The sequence below is a fragment of the Rhizobium sp. Leaf384 genome, from assembly GCF_001424065.1.
Classification (GTDB): Bacteria; Pseudomonadota; Alphaproteobacteria; order Rhizobiales; family Rhizobiaceae; genus Ferranicluibacter.
This window is the reverse complement of record NZ_LMQE01000001.1, coordinates 495,900-508,982: the sequence shown is the minus strand read 5'-3', so window position 1 is coordinate 508,982 and position 13,083 is coordinate 495,900. Positions and strand designations below refer to the sequence as shown.

Here is a 13,083-nt window from a genome sequence, read left to right as displayed (position 1 = left end):
TCCCGCCATCGCCGCTTTTTCAAATCGGCCGTGCGGCGCATTCCCCTTGTCTTGCGCGCGGCGTCTCGGTAAGGAACCGTCCAAACGAACGCAACTCCTAGGGATTTGACACCATGGCGATTGAACGCACCTTTTCGATGATCAAGCCGGACGCAACGAAGCGCAACCTGACCGGCGCGATCACCAAGATGATCGAAGACGCCGGCCTGCGCGTCGTTGCCTCCAAGCGCGTCTGGATGAGCCAGCGCGAAGCCGAAGGCTTCTACGCCGTCCACAAGGATCGTCCCTTCTTCGGCGAGCTGGTTCAGGGCATGACCTCCGGCCCGACCATCGTTCAGGTTCTCGAAGGCGAAAACGCCATCCTGAAGAACCGCGAAATCATGGGCGCGACCAACCCGGCCAATGCCGACGAAGGCACGATCCGCAAGACGCACGCCCTGTCGATCGGCGAAAACTCGGTTCACGGCTCGGACGCTCCGGAAACCGCTGCCGAAGAGATCAAGTACTGGTTCTCGGCCACCGAAATCGTCGGCTGATCCGGCTTAAGCGATCGGGTGAACGAACGGAATGAGAAAAGGCCGGGGTGGAAACGCCCCGGCCTTTTCTATAGGCTTTCGTTGCTGTGCCACGGTCTCCTGAAGCGCGTTGCGTGAAAAAGGATTCCCGCAACGCGCTTTAAATTCTTGTTGTGATGCAAGCCGTGTCCCGAAACCGCTGCGCACGTTCGGGCGACAGGCATGGGCCGATCGGGCGCTCAGGCCGGACAACCTGTTTCCGGCGCGTAATCCACGCTGCCGTCCGCCCGCAGAATGTCCGGGTTGACAGCATAGCCCGGTCCAACGACGAGCGGCTTGGCCGTCAGCACGGTCTGGTCGACGGTCGACACTGCCGTGGTCTCGATCGCCTGCACCAGCCTGTCCGCACCATCGAGGATACGGATGCCGACCCTATAGGAGCGATCCTTCCTGACGCAGTGGATCGGCGGGCTTTCCAGCACGATGGTGTCCCAGAACGGAAAGATCTTTGTGCGTGTCACCAGCGGTTCCCCGCCGCGCGGATCCTCGAACGTGGTGACGGCCACCGCCGGATCGGGCAGGGGGGCCGTGCGACGAAGCGTGATCATGTAGTGCGCCTGGGCGATGCGATAGTTGAAGACGAAGAGGCGTCCGGACACCTCTGTCGGTCCCGGCCCGGTCTCGCGCTGGCATCCGGCCATCGATAGAGCGCCGATCATGCCGAGAATGACGCCAGGTCGCTTCATTCCGCCGTACCTCCGTCCCGGCCTTCCTCCCGGCCTTCCTCCCTACCTTCCTTCTTGCCGTCGTCCTTCCCCCGGCGATAGTGCCGGCTGGCCTTGCGACGGTTGCCGCAGACCGTCATGTCGCACCAGGTCCGGCTCCGGTTCTTGCTCCGGTCGAAAAACAGCCAGCCGCAATTTGCGCAGATCTTCAGCCGGCCGTCATCCGACCGTGCGGCGAGCCGAAGGGCGGAGCGTGCCGTCGAAGCTGCGAGGTCGCCCTTATCCGATAACGTCGTCCGCGACCTCCGCAGCGCCTGCGATGCCGCGTCGAGAAGGTCGGCCAGCAGGCGCGTGTCGTCCACGCCCTCGGCGCGTGCGCGAAAATACCGGTCGATCGCTTCCCGCAAGGCGAAGAACGCGGCCCGGTCTGCCGCTGCCGGCGGCACCAGAGGACAGGGTGTCGAGGCCTCCGGCATCGAGGCGCCTCCGGGCAGGGGCTCGACACAGAACAGTGCCGCTGCGGCCGCAAACGATGCAAGCGCCTCCGGCTCGGCGAACCGGTCGATCGAGCGCTCGGGAACCGCGCGCAGAATGACGCTGTTGGCGACGTCGAGCGCGAGCAGGCCGCCGGAAAAGCGATGCGGGGTCCAGGTAAATTCCATGCCTAAATATAACTGGTAAAATGCATTTCACCAGTTATATTTTTGCGGATGGAGGGCCTCGCATGTACCTGCTGCAACAGCTTGCCAATGCCCTGCCGGTCGCTGCCCTCTATGCCGTCCTTGCCTTCGGCTACGCGATCGCCTTTGGCGTCACCAAGCGCGTGGACCTTGTCTACGGCGCGCTTTTCGCCTTCGCAGGCCAGGTTTACGTGCTCTTTGCCGATGTCGGCTGGAACCGTTTCTGGCTGGTGTTGCCTGCCTGTCTCGCCCTCGGGGCAGCCGCTTCGCTGGCCTACACCGCCGGCGCGGGCCTCCTTGTCGGACGCTTCGTTCTCCTGCCGCTGCTGCGCGCATCGCAAAACGCGCTGATCGTGGCCGGTCTGGGCGTGTCGATCGCGCTGATGGAGATGGCACGGCTCGCCGCAAAGACGCGCAGCCTTTGGCTGCCGCCGTTTCTCAACACGCCGGTCACGCTCTGGACGGACGGGACATCCAGTGTCGATCTCACGGTGATCCAGCTCGGCAACACCGCGCTCATGCTGGCGATCGTCGGCCTCGGCGCGGCCGTTCTGCATTTCGGGCGCTTCGGCCGGTACTGGCGCGCCGTCAACGACGATCCGCGCGCGGCCGAGCTCTGCGGCATCGATGCCCGTCGCGTCTTCCTCTGGTCCTATGTCGTCGCCAGCCTTGTCGCAGGCCTCAGCGGCATTCTCGCCACGTCCTACTACGGCAACATGGATTTCGGTGCGGGCATGGTGTTCGGCCTGAAGGTGGTGATGATCGCCGGCATCGGCGGTGCCTGGCATCCGCTGGGCGCGGCGGCCGGCGCCGCGCTGCTCGGGCTGGCCGAAACGCTCTGGAGCGCCTTCGGGCCTCTGGCCTGGCGCGACCCCTTCGTCTTTGCCCTGCTGGTCTTCATCGTCGTCGTCGGCCGCCGTGAGCAGCCGGTCCCCTGACCGCCGGGCAGGCAGTCGTCAGGACCAGCGGTCGCGGGCGGTGTCGTCGGTATCCTTCGCCGAGACCCAGCCGCGGGCCGTGCCGTCCTTCAGATGCTCCTTCTTCCAGAAGGGCGCTGCCGTTTTCAGGTAGTCCATGATGAACGAGGCGCCATCGAAGGCGGCCTGGCGGTGAGTGGAGGCCGCAATCACGAGCACGATGCGGTCACCGGGCGCGATCCGGCCGAATCGGTGGATGGCGGTTGCGCCCTGCAGGTCGAAACGTGCGACGGCCGTCTCGCAGATCCGCCGAATTTCGGCCTCGGCCATCCCGGGATAGTGCTCGAGCTCGAGGGCGGCCAGCTGGCCCTTTTCCTCGCGGCAGAGCCCCGAAAAAGTCACGACCGCGCCGATATCCGTGCGGCCGGCCGAGAGCGCATCGATTTCGGCAGCGGTATCGAAGTCGCCAGGCTGCACGCGAACGGTGATGCTCGCACGTGCCGTCAGGGGGGAAGGCGCCGGGGCCATGCCGTCAGCCGCCGGTCATCGGCGGAAACAGGGCGATCTCGCGCGCCGATCCGAGCGGTTCGTCATGCTCCACATGGTCCTGATCGACGGCGACGCGAATAACGTTTTCGTGCTCCAGCGCTGCGGCATAGTCCTCGCCGCGACCTTTGAGCCACGTGATCAGATCGCCCGCCGTCACGACCGCCTCGGGCAGGGACACGATTTCGTCACTCAGGCCGATGCGCTCGCGCACCCAGGCAAAATAGACGAGCCGGACCTCTCTCATTCGTCCACCAGATGCTTCAGCCCGGCGCGGAAATAGTCGTAGCCGGTGTAAAGCGTGATGGCGGCGGCGATCCACAGGAGGGCGATGCCCATCTCCGTGGTGTAGGGCAGAACCTTGTCGCCCGCGGGACCTGCGAGCAGAAAGGCGATCGCCACCATCTGGATCGTCGTCTTCCACTTGGCAATCCGCGTCACGGGAACGCTGACTTTCAGCGCCGCCAGATATTCGCGCAGGCCCGAGACGAGGATCTCGCGGCAGAGAATGATGATCGCGGCCCAGATCGACCAGCCGGCGATCGTGCCGTCGGCGGCAACAAGCAGCAAGACGGAGGCGACCAGCAGCTTGTCGGCGATCGGATCGAGCATGCGACCGATATTGGAGGTCTGCTTCCAGATGCGGGCGAGATAGCCGTCGAAGAAGTCGGTGATCGAAGCCACCGCGAACAGGCCGAGCGCGGTCCAGCGGGCGATATCGGAGCTTTGCAGCTTGCCCTCGATGAAGAAGCAGAGAACGATCAGCGGAACCGCGAGGATGCGCCCGTATGTCAGAAGATTGGGGATATTGTAGGCGACGGGCACGGTTCGCATGTTAACTCGGTCTCTGGACTTCGTACGCAATTCGTACAGGCGGGATGAAAGACGTCGTGACCCGGAGGTCAACCGGTTTTTGATGATTGAGCGGCAATTGTGGCGGAATTCTTCTGAACGGGCCGTGAACCGCCGCGACATGCCCACCCTGATCTGCGACCTTTCCCCCGAAAAGGCGTCGCACGGCAAGGACGGCCCAGGGCAGACGACGTGTTGCGGAAGACGGCGGGCGCTGTAGTGTCACCGGTGAGAGAAACCAGCCGGGAAAGGACGCGCCATGGACGAGACGCAGGAGACGCATGAGAAGGGTGAGCTGGAAATGGTCGTGCTGATGACGCCCGACATGGCCAACTTCTCCGGCAAGGTTCATGGCGGCGCCTTGCTCAACCTGCTCGATCGTGTCGCCTTCTCCTGCGCCTCGCGCTATTCGCAGCGCTATGCCGTCACGCTGTCGGTCGATCAGGTCGTGTTTCGCCAGCCGATCCTCGTCGGGGAACTCGTCACCTTCCGCGCCTCCGTCAACCAGACGGGCCGAACCTCCATGGAGGTCGGCATTCGCGTGGAGGCGGAGGATATCCGCTCCGGTGTCAGACGGCACACCAATTCCTGCTACTTCACCATGGTCGCGGTGGACGAGGATGGCCGTCCGGCCGCCGTCCCCTCGCTGGTCCCTCGCAATGCCGCCGCTCGACGCCGCCAGAACGCCGCCGATATTCGACGCACGCTGCGTCGCGAATTCGAGGCCCGCTTCCATGCCGCCAAAGAGGACGGCGACGACGCCGGTGCCGATATCGAAACCGTCGGAAGCGACGGTTAGCGAGACGCGTCGGGGAAGGGCGGGGCGACCGCCCGGCCGGAGCAATGGCACGCCCGCGGTCTCCGGGGCCTTCATGCATGTCGCCCGAAGGTGTGCAGAAGCTTCGGGAAACGACATGCATCACAGCAGGACCTTGAAGCGCGTTGCGTGAATCCCTTTTCACGCAACGCGCTTCAGCTCCGCGATGCCGTCGCGCCATCCTCGTGGAAGTGGTCGTAGACAAGCTTTGCCACGGCCTCCGAAATGCCTTCGACGGCCACGAGGTCGTTGATGCCGGCGCGGGAGACGGCCTTGGCGGTTCCGAAATGGTGGAGCAGCGCGCGCTTGCGCGTCGGGCCGATGCCGGCAATCTCGTCGAGCGGGTTCTTCACCATTTCGCGCTTGCGCCGCGCCCGGTGGCTGCCGATGGCAAAGCGGTGCGCCTCGTCCCGCAGCCGCTGGATGAAATAGAGCACGGGATCGCGCGGCGGCAGGGTGAAGCCGTCGCGACCGACCGTCAGCCCACCCTCTTTGCGCACCGGCGGGAAGAACCGCTCGCGACCCGCTTCGCGGTCGACACCCTTGGCGACGCCGATCGCGATCACGCAGTCCTCGATGTCGAGCTCCTTCAGGATGGCGCGAACGGCCGTCATCTGACCCTGTCCACCGTCGATCAGGATCACGTCCGGCCACGCCGGAAAGCCGGCATCCTCGCCCGGTTCGACGCTCCGGTTCGGCTTGCCTTCCTCCTTCAGCAGCCGGCTGAAGCGGCGTGTCATCACCTCGCGCATCATGCCGAAGTCGTCGCCGGGGGTGATGTCGGTCGATTTGATGTTGAACTTGCGATACTGGCTTTTCACGAAGCCCTCGGGCCCTGCCACCACCATGCCGCCGACCGCATTGGTGCCCATGATGTGCGAATTGTCGTAGATCTCGACGCGTCGCGGCACGCGGTCCAGCTTGAAGGTCTGCATGAAACCGTCGAGCAGCCGACCCTGCGAGGCGGTTTCCGCGAGCTTGCGGCCATGGGCCTCGCGCGCATTGGTCATGGCGTGATCGACCAGATCCTTCTTCTCGCCCCGCTGCGGCGCAAGAATGGTGACCTTGAATCCGGATTTTTCCGAGAGCGCCAGTCCGAGCAGGTCCTGTTCGGCCACGGTTTCGCACAAAAGGATCTGCTTCGGACACGGCTTGTCGTCGTAGAATTGCGCCAGGAAGGCCGCCAGCACCTCGGCGGGGGCCAGCGACGGGTCGGCCTTGGGGAAATAGGCGCGGTTGCCCCAGTTCTGCCCGGTGCGGAAGAAGAACACCTGGATGCAGGAGACGCCGCCTTCATGGTGGATGGCAAACACGTCCGCTTCCTCGACGCCCGACGGGTTGATGCCCTGGTGGCTCTGGACATGGGACAGCGCCGCCAGCCGGTCGCGGTAGAGCGCGGCGCGTTCGAAATCGAGATTGTCGGAGGCCTCGCTCATGGCCGCGGCGATGGTCGCCTTGACCGCCTGGCTCTTGCCGGACAGGAAGTCCTTCGCTTCGGCAACGAGCTCCGAATAGTCCTCGTCGCTGACCTCGCGGGTGCAGGGTCCCGAGCAGCGCTTGATCTGGTGCAGCAGGCAGGGCCGCGTCCGGCTCTCGAAGACGCTGTCGGTACAGGTGCGCAGGAGAAAGGCGCGCTGCAGCGAATTGATCGTGCGACCCACCGCGCCGGCCGAGGCGAAGGGGCCGAAATACTGGCCTTTCCGGCTGCGCGCGCCCCGATGCTTGTAGAGCGCAGGTGCGCGGCTGTCCCCCGTCACGAGAATATAGGGAAACGACTTGTCGTCGCGCAGGAGGACATTGTAGCGCGGCCGCAGCCGCTTGATCAGATTGGCTTCGAGCAACAGCGCCTCGATCTCGGTGCGCGTCGTCACGAACTCCATGTTCGCCGTCTGGCGGATCATCTGGGAAATGCGGTTGGAGTGCCCGCGTCCCTGCGCGTAGTTGCTGACGCGCTTCTTCAGGCTGCGCGCCTTGCCGACATACAGCACGTCGCCGGCCTCGTTGAACATGCGGTAGACGCCGGGACTGTTGGGCAGAAGCTTGACGAAAGCCTGGATCAGCTCCGCGCCGCGCAGCCCGTCCGGCACGGCGGATGTTTCAGCCCAGTCGATATCGCCGACGGGCGAGGGCGCCTCGACCGTCTCGATCGCATCCTCGTCATCGTCGTTGGCATTCTCGTCGTACAAGATGCCGCCATCCTGCGGCGTCCGTCCGTTCATTCCACGATCTCCATTTGATCCGGCGTCTGCCACGCCAGATGCTGGCCGCCGTCCAGCGCAATCATCTGTCCGGTCATCGACGGCGTGTCGAACATATACCGGATGGTGCGGCCGAAATCTTCCAGTGCAGGGCCGACCTTCAGCATCACCGCATCGACCTGCGCCCGAAAATCGGCCTCGTTCTGCCGCTCGTTCGGCAGGGTCGGGCCGGGCCCGATCCCGTTGACGCGAATGGCGGGCGCCAGCGATTGCGCCATCGTTACCGTCGCCGTCAAGAGCGCCGACTTCGACAACATATAGGAATAAAATCGCGGGTTGGGAGACCAGACACGCTGGTCGATCATGTTGACGATGAGCCCCGACGCATCCGCCGGCAGCTGGGCGGCGAAATGGCCGGCGAGAACCGACGGCGCCTTGACGTGCAGCGCGAAATGTCGGTCCCAGACTTTCTCGTCGAAGGTCTCCAGACTGTCCTTGGCAAAGACGGAGGCATTGTTGACGAGGAGACCGAGCGGACCGATGACCGCGGCGGCATCGCTCACCAGACGGCCGAGGGCCGAGGTGTCGGCGAGATCCGCCTGCACGACGACCGTGGTCGCACCCTCCGCTGCAAGGCTTGCGGAAAGGGCGCGCGCCTCGTCAAGCGATCCGTTCGCGTGGATGGCGACGGCAAAGCCGTTCCGGGCCAGATCCTCGACGATCGCGCGGCCGATCCGCTTTGCACCGCCCGTCACCAGTGCCGTTTTTAACACATGTCTCACCCGCGTCTGTCCCCCACGATTCTTACCGGCACGCATGCCAGATCATAAAAGAACAGCTTACGCACGCCGAAACCGCCGGATCATTCGTTAATCCCGGGTGAACGAAAAAGGCCGAATTCGATGAAAATGCACGGAACAAAGTAGTCTCGGCAGTATATTGCCAACATGGTTAATCAAAACCCTGTTGCATTGAAACAACATCGTTTTTCAGCCATGCCGTTGCCTCAATCATTTCACAATTCGGCTCTTGGAATTCCGCATTTGGACATCAATTTCACCTCAACCGAGCGGGGTTGAACGAATTTACCGGCGCCGCATCGGACACAGGAAATCGGTCCAGCGCCGGTCTGATAAGGAGATCTAGTATGCGTACTCTCGTCACAACTCTCATGGCGTCCGCCATGTCTCTCATCGCTTTCTCGGCTGTCAACGCAGCGGACGCGATCGATGAAGTCCCCGCAGCACCGGCTGCCGACTACACGGCGCCCGCTGTCAAGAACTGGGCAGGCGCTTATGTCGGTGGTACCGCCAACTGGGGCCACGGCAAGTTCAACGGCACGGGCGACCGCAGCGCAGCCGGCTTCGGCGGCGGTCTCTACGGCGGCTACAACATGCAGAACGGCCCGATCGTCTACGGTGCTGAAGCTGACGTCAACTACGGCGACAACGACACGAGCCGTCCGGGCCGCAGCATGGAACAGGGCGTCAACGGCTCGATCCGCGGCCGCGTCGGCTACGACCTGAACCCGGTCCTCTTCTACGGCACGGCCGGTGTGGCGGCCTCCAGCCTCAAGGCAAACCAACTGGGCGGCTCCGACAAGAAGACCGCGATCGGCTGGACGGCCGGTGCCGGTGCCGAAGCTTTCGTCACCGACAACGTCACGGCGCGCGTCGAATACCGCTACACCGACTACGGCAAAGAAAACTTCGACGTTCCCGGCAGCAACTTCTCCTCCGGCTACGACGAACACAGCGTCAAGGTTGGTATGGGCGTGAAGTTCTGATCGACAGATCCGGCCGCAAGGTCGACATCTGGACCATCGAGACCGCTTGCAGCTTTCGCTGCAGGCGGTTTTTTTGTAAGGAGCCTTCGGTAACAGACGCTTTCCCGTGAAGCGGTGCCGAGGGGAGCGGCCGAACGATGACCATTCGCCTGCGACCGCATCATCTCCTCTGCATGCTGACCTATGTCGGCAAGGGCTACAGCCCCGACTTCATCCGCAACTACGACGCCATCGCTGCGCGGATCCGTCGGGGGGAGGCGCTCGTCGTCGTGGACGGACCCGACGACATCTGTCAGCCGCTGCTGCAGACGCAGACGCCGCACTGCGACAATGACAGCGTCGTCGCACGCGATCGGCAGGCAGCAGCCGACGTCGCGGCGTTGCTCGGCCAGGACATCCATGCCGGTGTCACCCTGTTGCTTGAAGCGACCGACCTTGCGCGGCTGCGGACGCATTTTGCGACCGGCAGCCTTCGGGCGGCCTGCACGGGGTGCGAATGGCAGGCGCTCTGCGACGGCATCGCGGCCGGCGGTTTTCGCGACGTCCGCGTGGCATCGCCCGATCGTCGACCGGGTGATCTGCAACCCGGTGAACCCCGACCCCTTGGAAACCCCACGTCGGGTCTGTAGGCTGTCCGGCATGGGGTACGGTTGGCGCAGGCGCCGCTCATCCCGAGGTCGAGGGGCAAGGGGCAAGGGGCCAAGGGCAGGGGGAGCCGCGTTGGGGAGGGCTGCAAGGAAATGCTGAGGAGCCTGCGCCGCAGTCTGCTCCTTCCGGTCGTGCTGGTCGTCGGTGTGGCCACGGGGCTTGCCGTTTGGAGCAATGCCTATGCGACCCGCCGGTTCATGGCTGAGGCATCGCTGCAGGCGGGGACCGCGCTGCGCCTTGCCGTTTCTGCATTGTCTGGGCATCTCCGGCGTTACGAGGCGCTGCCGGCTCTGATTGCCGATCATGACGACATCCGCCGTCTCGTCGCCAACCCGCAGGATCAGGCTCTTCGCGACAGCGCCAATCGCTATCTGAAGGACATCAACGGGCTTCTGCGCTCGTCCGACATCTACGTCATGACCCGCGACGGGGAAACCATCGCCGCCAGCAATTACGATCGGGCGACCAGCTTCGTCGGTGAGAATTTCAGCTACCGTCCCTATTTCCGCCAGGCGGCGGAGGGCAAGCGGTCGCGCTTCTATGCCCGTGGCACGACCTCGTTCAAGCGCGGTTATTTCTTTGCGGCGCCGATCGACGTCGATGGTCGGGTCGCGGGCGTCATCGTGTTCAAGGTCGATATCGACATGATCGAGTCCTCCTGGCGCGGCGGCGAGTACGAGATCTTCGTGTCCGACCCGGAAGGCGTGATCTTCATGACCAGCAATCCGGAATGGCTGTTCTCGAGCATCCTGCCGCTGACGCCCGAGCGCCTGCGCCGCACCGAAGCGTCGCGGCGCTACGCCGAGGCGGACCTGAAGGAACTCGGCGTCGTCAGGTCGCAGGTGGGCGAACATACCCTGATGGCGATTCCCTCCCAGGGCGTTACGCGGGATTACCTCGTTCTCTCCGAATATGTCAGCGACGCCGACTGGACGGTCCGGGTGCTGATGGACATGAGCTGGGTGCGGTCCCAGACCCACGTCGCTGTGGCCGCCGTCTTCCTGTTTCTCTGCCTTGCCGGTCTCATTCTGGCCGTGCTCCTGCAGCGGCACGAGCGTCGCAACGAGCGCATGCAGATGCAGGTCGAGGCGAAGGCGGAGCTGGAGCGCCGCGTCGAAGAGCGCACGGCTGACCTGGCCGACGTCAATGCCAGGCTGCGCAGCACCCAGGCCGACCTCGTGCAGGCGGGGAAGCTCGCCGGCCTCGGGCAGATGTCGGCCGCGCTCAGCCACGAATTCAACCAGCCGCTGGCCGCCGCCCGCACCTATGCCGAGAGTGCTGCGCTGCTGATCGAACGCAACCGGATCGACGAGGCCAAGGACAATCTCCAGCGCATCGCCAAGCTGATCGACCGCATGGCGTCGATCAGCCGCCATTTGCGCAATTTCGCCCGCAAGCCCAACGAGAAGCTTGGTCCCGTCGCGCTGGACGACGTGCTGCGCGACACGCTGGAGATCGTCTCGGCCCGCCTGGCGTCGGCGGATGCCGAGCTCGTCGTGGCGCTCGACGAGCCTGCGCCGCGCGTGCGGGCCGGTTCCGTCCGCCTGCAGCAGGTGCTGGTCAACATCATTTCCAATGCGGCAGACGCCGTCGAAGGCCTCGACGACCGGCGCATCGTCCTGACCGCGACGACGACCGGCGATCGCGTCGCGATCACCGTGCGCGATGCCGGGCCGGGCATTCCCAAGGCGATCGCCGAGCGCATCTTCGACCCGTTCTTCACCACCAAGGGTGTGGGGAAGGGCCTTGGTCTCGGGCTTTCCATTTCCTACAATATCGTCAAGGATTTCGGCGGACGGCTCTCCCTGGACCGTCAGGCGGGCGGCGGCGCGACGTTCCGGATCGAACTTGAGCGCATGGACGACAGACGCGAGGCAGCAGAGTGATGAGTGACGCGGCCACCGTGCTCCTGATCGACGACGAGGAGGAGCTGCGCCGCTCGACGGCGCAGGCGCTGGAGCTTCAGGATCTCGCGGTCGAAACCTTCGCTGCCGCCGAGGACGTCCTCGCCCGCGTCGGCTACGGCTTTGCCGGCGTCGTCGTCAGCGATATCCGCATGCGCGGCATGGACGGCATGACGCTGCTGCAGCGCATCCGCGAGATCGATCATGAAATCCCGGTCATTCTCGTCACCGGCCATGGCGACGTGCAGCTGGCCGTCAAAGCGATGCGGGAAGGGGCCTATGATTTCCTGGAGAAACCGTTCGGCGCGCAGGCGCTGGCCGGCATCATCCGCCGCGCACAGGATCGCCGCGGCCTTGTGCTCGAAAACCGCCGCCTGCGCGCCGTCGCCGGAAAACGCGACGATATCGAGGCGCGCATGCCCGGCCGCACGCCCGTCATGGTCGATCTGCGCTACCGCCTGCGCGCCATCGGCGCCACCGATGCGGACACGCTGATCATCGGCGAGACCGGTGTCGGCAAGGAGGTCGCCGCCCGTGCGCTGCACGATATCAGCGCGCGGGCCAATCGGCCCTTCATCGCCATCAACTGCGCAGCCCTGCCGGAAACGCTGATCGAGAGCGAGCTTTTCGGCCACGAGGCCGGTGCCTTTCCGGGAGCGATCCGCGCCCGCTACGGCAAGTTCGAGCACGCCCGCGGCGGGACGATCCTGCTCGACGAGATCGGCTCGATGCCGGTCGAACTCCAGGCGAAGTTCCTGCGTGTCCTGCAGGAGCGCACCATCACCCGTCTCGGCTCCAACGAGATCGTGCCGCTCGATGTCCGCTTCATCGCGACCAGCAAGGTCGATCTGGGCGCGGAAGTCGCGGCCGGCCGCTTTCGGGCGGATCTTTTCTATCGCCTGAATGTGGTGACGCTGCACGTGCCGTCGCTCGCCCAGCGCGGGGCCGATATCCCCTTGCTCTTTCTGCAGCTCGTGCGCGAGGCGTCGGCCCGCTACGGACGTGACGACATGGACGTGCCGCCGGCCGTGATCTCCGAAGTCGCGCATCGGCGCTGGCCCGGCAATGTCCGCGAACTGCGCAATGCGGCCGACCGGTTGGTTCTCGGGCTCGATGCCCGCGCCCTTGAAGCGGTCAGCGAGGATCGTGAGGAAGACGGCCGCCTCGCACCCCGCGTCGCCGCCTTCGAACGCGGCCTGATCGCCCGGACGCTGGCTGCCTATGGCGGCGCGCTGCGTCCCGTCTACGAGGAGCTCGGCATTTCCCGCAAGACGCTGTACGAAAAGATGCAGAAGTACGGCCTCGACAAACGCGCGACCTTCGACGACGGGCCGCCCTTCGCCGACTGACGCGGCATGGACTGCACGGTGGGTGGATTTCCACCCATGGCCGAGCACAAGGGGGCCGTTTCCACCCATGATGCACCGCAAAAGCGGCCGAGCGGCCGGCATCGCCCGCATAATCCGGTTGCACGCACGCCTCCGAACGCGAGACT

At 64.8% G+C, this 13,083-nt stretch carries 14 protein-coding genes; 7 read left to right on the top strand and 7 right to left on the bottom strand.

The features are described from left to right. The first annotated feature begins 113 nt into the window (after positions 1-113). The gene (ndk, locus tag ASG25_RS02475; protein WP_062468786.1) at positions 114-536 is read left to right on the top strand and encodes a nucleoside-diphosphate kinase; all 423 of its coding nucleotides are present in this window, start codon (positions 114-116) and stop codon (positions 534-536) included. A 218-nt stretch (positions 537-754) separates the two neighbouring features. On the opposite strand, the gene ASG25_RS02470 is transcribed toward ndk, so the two are convergent. Then, positions 755-1,261 (bottom strand): hypothetical protein, encoded by a 507-nt coding sequence (locus tag ASG25_RS02470; protein ID WP_062468783.1) that lies wholly within the window; start codon positions 1,259-1,261, stop codon positions 755-757. Beyond that, positions 1,258-1,902, bottom strand: coding sequence for a CGNR zinc finger domain-containing protein (locus ASG25_RS02465; RefSeq protein WP_082479836.1), 645 nt, complete (start codon positions 1,900-1,902; stop codon positions 1,258-1,260). Before ASG25_RS02465 ends, ASG25_RS02470 begins: the two co-directional genes overlap by 4 nt. A 62-nt stretch (positions 1,903-1,964) precedes the next feature. Between ASG25_RS02465 and ASG25_RS02460 the strand changes: the two genes are divergently transcribed. After that, on the top strand, positions 1,965-2,858 hold the full coding sequence (locus ASG25_RS02460; protein WP_062468780.1) for a branched-chain amino acid ABC transporter permease: 894 nt from the start codon (positions 1,965-1,967) through the stop codon (positions 2,856-2,858). An 18-nt stretch (positions 2,859-2,876) separates the two neighbouring features. Here ASG25_RS02460 and ASG25_RS02455 read toward each other — a convergent pair whose 3' ends face one another. The 3 genes from ASG25_RS02455 to pgsA are packed head-to-tail and all read right to left on the bottom strand — an operon-like array spanning position 2,877 to position 4,217. Further along, positions 2,877-3,365 carry a molybdenum cofactor biosynthesis protein MoaE gene (locus ASG25_RS02455; RefSeq protein WP_062468777.1) on the bottom strand — a complete coding sequence of 163 codons (489 nt, stop codon included), beginning with the start codon at positions 3,363-3,365 and terminating at the stop codon, positions 2,877-2,879. 4 nt (positions 3,366-3,369) lie between these two features. Further along, complete coding sequence (gene moaD, locus ASG25_RS02450) at positions 3,370-3,630, bottom strand: molybdopterin converting factor subunit 1 (RefSeq protein ID WP_062468774.1); 261 nt, start codon at positions 3,628-3,630, stop codon at positions 3,370-3,372. Continuing rightward, positions 3,627-4,217, bottom strand: coding sequence for a CDP-diacylglycerol--glycerol-3-phosphate 3-phosphatidyltransferase (gene pgsA / locus ASG25_RS02445; RefSeq protein ID WP_062468772.1), 591 nt, complete (start codon positions 4,215-4,217; stop codon positions 3,627-3,629). Before pgsA ends, moaD begins: the two co-directional genes overlap by 4 nt. A 277-nt stretch (positions 4,218-4,494) precedes the next feature. Between pgsA and ASG25_RS02440 the strand changes: the two genes are divergently transcribed. Further along, positions 4,495-5,034: an acyl-CoA thioesterase gene (locus tag ASG25_RS02440; RefSeq protein ID WP_062468768.1), complete on the top strand. Its 540-nt coding sequence runs from the start codon at positions 4,495-4,497 to the stop codon at positions 5,032-5,034. A 173-nt stretch (positions 5,035-5,207) separates the two neighbouring features. Here ASG25_RS02440 and uvrC read toward each other — a convergent pair whose 3' ends face one another. Both uvrC and ASG25_RS02430 read right to left on the bottom strand, forming a co-directional pair. Further along, a complete protein-coding gene (gene uvrC, locus ASG25_RS02435; RefSeq protein ID WP_062468765.1) occupies positions 5,208-7,271 on the bottom strand; it encodes an excinuclease ABC subunit UvrC in 2,064 nt (687 codons plus the stop codon). After that, positions 7,268-8,032: an SDR family oxidoreductase gene (locus ASG25_RS02430; protein ID WP_062468762.1), complete on the bottom strand. Its 765-nt coding sequence runs from the start codon at positions 8,030-8,032 to the stop codon at positions 7,268-7,270. The genes uvrC and ASG25_RS02430 overlap by 4 nt, the downstream gene beginning before the upstream one ends. 365 nt (positions 8,033-8,397) lie before the next feature. Between ASG25_RS02430 and ASG25_RS02425 the strand changes: the two genes are divergently transcribed. The 4 genes from ASG25_RS02425 (at position 8,398) to ASG25_RS02410 (ending at position 12,937) form a co-directional block, all read left to right on the top strand. After that, complete coding sequence (locus ASG25_RS02425) at positions 8,398-9,036, top strand: outer membrane protein (protein WP_062468759.1); 639 nt, start codon at positions 8,398-8,400, stop codon at positions 9,034-9,036. Between the two features lie 137 nt (positions 9,037-9,173). Continuing rightward, complete coding sequence (locus ASG25_RS02420; RefSeq protein ID WP_062468756.1) at positions 9,174-9,665, top strand: DUF1284 domain-containing protein; 492 nt, start codon at positions 9,174-9,176, stop codon at positions 9,663-9,665. A 111-nt stretch (positions 9,666-9,776) separates the two neighbouring features. Continuing rightward, entirely contained in the window at positions 9,777-11,570 is a 1,794-nt protein-coding gene (locus ASG25_RS02415) for a sensor histidine kinase (RefSeq protein ID WP_062468753.1), read from the top strand. Further along, the gene (locus ASG25_RS02410) at positions 11,570-12,937 is read left to right on the top strand and encodes a sigma-54 dependent transcriptional regulator (RefSeq protein ID WP_062468747.1); all 1,368 of its coding nucleotides are present in this window, start codon (positions 11,570-11,572) and stop codon (positions 12,935-12,937) included. Before ASG25_RS02415 ends, ASG25_RS02410 begins: the two co-directional genes overlap by 1 nt. Positions 12,938-13,083: the final 146 nt, after the last annotated feature.

Excerpts from the sequence above, each read along its gene's own strand:
- ndk (WP_062468786.1), top strand. The coding sequence starts at position 114 with ATGGCGATTGAACGCACCTTTTCGATGATCAAGCCGGACGCAACGAAG.
- ASG25_RS02470 (WP_062468783.1), bottom strand. The coding sequence starts at position 1,261 with ATGAAGCGACCTGGCGTCATTCTCGGCATGATCGGCGCTCTATCGATG.
- ASG25_RS02465 (WP_082479836.1), bottom strand. The coding sequence starts at position 1,902 with ATGGAATTTACCTGGACCCCGCATCGCTTTTCCGGCGGCCTGCTCGCG.
- ASG25_RS02460 (WP_062468780.1), top strand. The coding sequence starts at position 1,965 with ATGTACCTGCTGCAACAGCTTGCCAATGCCCTGCCGGTCGCTGCCCTC.
- ASG25_RS02455 (WP_062468777.1), bottom strand. The coding sequence starts at position 3,365 with ATGGCCCCGGCGCCTTCCCCCCTGACGGCACGTGCGAGCATCACCGTT.
- moaD (WP_062468774.1), bottom strand. The coding sequence starts at position 3,630 with ATGAGAGAGGTCCGGCTCGTCTATTTTGCCTGGGTGCGCGAGCGCATC.
- pgsA (WP_062468772.1), bottom strand. The coding sequence starts at position 4,217 with ATGCGAACCGTGCCCGTCGCCTACAATATCCCCAATCTTCTGACATAC.
- ASG25_RS02440 (WP_062468768.1), top strand. The coding sequence starts at position 4,495 with ATGGACGAGACGCAGGAGACGCATGAGAAGGGTGAGCTGGAAATGGTC.
- uvrC (WP_062468765.1), bottom strand. The coding sequence starts at position 7,271 with ATGAACGGACGGACGCCGCAGGATGGCGGCATCTTGTACGACGAGAAT.
- ASG25_RS02425 (WP_062468759.1), top strand. The coding sequence starts at position 8,398 with ATGCGTACTCTCGTCACAACTCTCATGGCGTCCGCCATGTCTCTCATC.
- ASG25_RS02420 (WP_062468756.1), top strand. The coding sequence starts at position 9,174 with ATGACCATTCGCCTGCGACCGCATCATCTCCTCTGCATGCTGACCTAT.
- ASG25_RS02415 (WP_062468753.1), top strand. The coding sequence starts at position 9,777 with ATGCTGAGGAGCCTGCGCCGCAGTCTGCTCCTTCCGGTCGTGCTGGTC.
- ASG25_RS02410 (WP_062468747.1), top strand. The coding sequence starts at position 11,570 with ATGAGTGACGCGGCCACCGTGCTCCTGATCGACGACGAGGAGGAGCTG.